At 39.6% G+C, this 2,895-nt stretch carries 3 protein-coding genes and 1 pseudogene; all 4 read left to right on the forward strand.

Annotation, left to right across the window (positions count from 1 at the left end):
* Window positions 1–854: hypothetical protein (locus tag PX636_RS09320; protein ID WP_288116870.1), on the forward strand; the 854-nt coding region annotated here is incomplete at its 5' end.
* Between the two features lie 242 nt (window positions 855–1,096).
* Window positions 1,097–1,294, forward strand: a complete 198-nt coding sequence (locus tag PX636_RS09325; RefSeq protein ID WP_002738180.1) for a type II toxin-antitoxin system HicB family antitoxin — start codon at window positions 1,097–1,099, stop codon at window positions 1,292–1,294.
* A gap of 2 nt (window positions 1,295–1,296) precedes the next feature.
* A complete protein-coding gene (locus PX636_RS09330; RefSeq protein ID WP_002776326.1) occupies window positions 1,297–1,509 on the forward strand; it encodes a type II toxin-antitoxin system HicA family toxin in 213 nt (70 codons plus the stop codon).
* 517 nt (window positions 1,510–2,026) lie between these two features.
* A pseudogene (locus PX636_RS09335) lies at window positions 2,027–2,895 on the forward strand (IS630 family transposase); the annotation flags it as partial.

Genomic DNA, 2,895 nt, shown 5'->3' on the forward strand with positions numbered 1-2,895 from the left:
CACAAATTCCTTATTCTGGAACACAAGAGAGATTTTCTAGGATTCTGACTTCTTACTTTAGAGGAATAAGTAGATCACAGTTGTATAAAGTATCTGTCTGCTTTGATTTTTTGCATGAATGGTCTCATTTTGCATTGATGCGTTCACCCGAAGCCATGAGCGAATTCTCTTCTTTAGCAGAAAGTCAGTTTTCCCGATTCACTCAAGCCTTTCCAAGCTATCAGGAGGTTGAGGAGTTTGCATCATCGGCTGGTTGGCAAGATGAAGTCAACGAAGCTCTTTATGAGGAAATCGTCAGAGAAAGTAAAGACTTTAGTAGTTCAACGTTTCCTTCTATGAGAGAGGAAGTCATTTGCGACATTTTTGCTGTTTACCACTTATTGAAGCATCGAAATGAACTTAAAATGTCTTACTGGACATTACTGAAAATTCTTCACGTAAAACTGAAAGCACATCATTTGAGAGTAGGCATTAAGCAAATATGTGAACAAGGTAATGTATATAATGCTATAAAATCTGACAACAAAATTCAGCCAGAAAAAATAAATGTATTTTTTGGAGAGATTTTTGATAGGACATATGTTGCAGGTGAATTTCTTCTAAGTTTTGTGATGGATTCAGAGGATAGAAGCCTCCAATTTATGGGTCAGAGACATATAGAGGAAATGCGGATGCTAAATTCCGTTTTCGTTGAAGCTTTTCTCTTTCCATTGCGACAAATAATTCCTAGCATTATGTTATTTGCAGTTGAAAAACTGAAAGACGAAGCTTATCGTGACTCTATGGAATACTTTGCAGAGAATCTAAAACCTGAACAGTTGCTAACGTTTGTAAAAGAACCCAGTTTTATCTAAGTGCGATCGCCGATCTTGTAGGGTGGGTTAATGAAATGTAACGGTGCGATTCGTTTCTAGGGGAATAAATAGTCTAGAGTAGCCTGTAGGTTGAACTTCGGCCGTGAGCTTTTGCCGAACGGTTGACGCAAGGAAACCCAACCATATCAAGTTTGCTGTGAGGTTCCGCTGTTGCTACAATTTGATCCCACATCCATAATTCTATCAAGCTAAAATGGAGTGCTATCTAGAAGGAACTTATGATGAAATACAAAATTGTCCTTTATCGTTCTGAAGAAGGAATTACTGTTGGCGTTCCTGCGCTCCCCGGTTGTTGGTCCGAGGGAGATACTGAGGAAGAGGCATTAACCAATATCCAAGATGCAATTCGTGAGTATCTTGCAGCCTTAGAAGAACGCTTGCAAGATGGGGAAATTCGTGAAATTGAAATGCAGGTGTAACTATGCCTAGAATTCCTGGCGTAAATCACCTAGATGCAGTACGAGCCTTGGAGAAGGTAGGCTTTCGGATCATTCGCCAAGGCAAACATATCATCATGAGTGATGGGGTGCGTCAAGTTGCTCTTCCAAGGCACAATCCAATTAAGGCATTTACAATGGGTGGAATTGTTCAAGATGCTGGTTTGACAGTCGCAGAATTTCGTCAACTATTATGAGTGCGATGCCAAAGGCACTGCGTAGCAGATCGCCTCGCCCGTAGGTTGGATTGACGCAAGGAAACCCAACATCAATCAACTCATAACAGAGTGCGATGCCGAAGGCACTGCGTAGCAGCACGCCGATCTTGTAGGGTGTGTTAATGAAGTGAACGCACCTTATCTAATGTTCAAAATCCGTGGGTTACGCTAACGCTAACACAGGCTACATCATATCGATCGCCAAGATTAAGTGATTGCCAAAGCGATCGGGTATAACACAACGTTGCACCTGACTTAATAAAGCAACGGCTTTCTAAACCTATGACCATCCGGTTCTACGACTATAAATGCTCCTGCTAGTTCCACTTCGGAGTAATTTTTGATGATTCGCGCTAATTCCCCATGAACTGCATTAACTGTCGTGGGTAATACCCGAAGGTAAATATACTTTGCACGGCTACAACTTGCATTTTTTACTCAAGGACAATAATATAGTTTAAGAGTCATAATTAGAAGCAAAGCACTCATTAAAAACATGATTAACCTAGAATTCACGGAAGAAGAAAAGAACTCACTGTCTTAGGAAAGATTTCATCATCCCCATCCCCGGGTTCAACTGAAGATGGAAGTTCTCTGGTTAAAGAGCCAAAAGATACCGCACAAAAAAATTTGTCAGTTAGCAGGAATCTCGCCAAATACCTTATTAACCTATCTTCGAGATTATGAAGAAGGCGGAATAGAAAAATTAAAAGAAATCAACTTCTATCGCCCTAAAAGTGAATTAGAGTCTCAAAAAGAAACGCTCAAAAAATACTTCGAGAAAAATCCACCAGCCACAATAAATGAAGCTGTATATAGGAGAGAAGAATTAACGGGAATAAAACGAAGTCCTACCCAAGTGAGAAAATTTTTAAAATCAATGGGAATGAAATGTTTAAAAGTAGGTTCTCTTCCTTCTAAAGCTGACCGGGATGAACAAGAGGACTACAAAGAAAAAAAGCTAGAACCCAGACTAAATGAGGCTAAAGAAGGAAAAAGGGCTGTTTTTTTTGTTGATGCCGCTCACTTCGTCATGGGAGCATTTCTCGGTTTTGTTTGGTGTTTTGAGAGACTTTTTGTTAAGTCACCGAGCGGGCGTAAACGCTTTAATGTTTTGGGAGCATTAAATGGGATAAACCATGAAGTTATTATGGTAACATATGACAATTATATTACAGCAACTCAAGTCTGTGAACTCTGGTCAAAAATAGCTGCTTTAGGACTAATAATTACCATCACTCTAGTATTAGATAATGCCCGCTATCAAAAATGTAAAGTTGTTGAGGAATTGGCTCTTTTTTGTCAATAGAGCTACTCTATTTGCCGTCTTATTCGCCTAATCTAAATTTAATTGAAAGGCTGTGG

The organism is Microcystis sp. M53598_WE2 (assembly GCF_030067735.1).
GTDB classification, from domain to species: Bacteria; Cyanobacteriota; Cyanobacteriia; order Cyanobacteriales; family Microcystaceae; genus Microcystis; species Microcystis aeruginosa.

What these genes read in the sequence shown, in the direction of transcription:
- PX636_RS09325 (WP_002738180.1), top strand. Translation starts at nt 1,097, where the DNA reads ATGAAATACAAAATTGTCCTTTATCGTTCTGAAGAAGGAATTACTGTT.
- PX636_RS09330 (WP_002776326.1), top strand. Translation starts at nt 1,297, where the DNA reads ATGCCTAGAATTCCTGGCGTAAATCACCTAGATGCAGTACGAGCCTTG.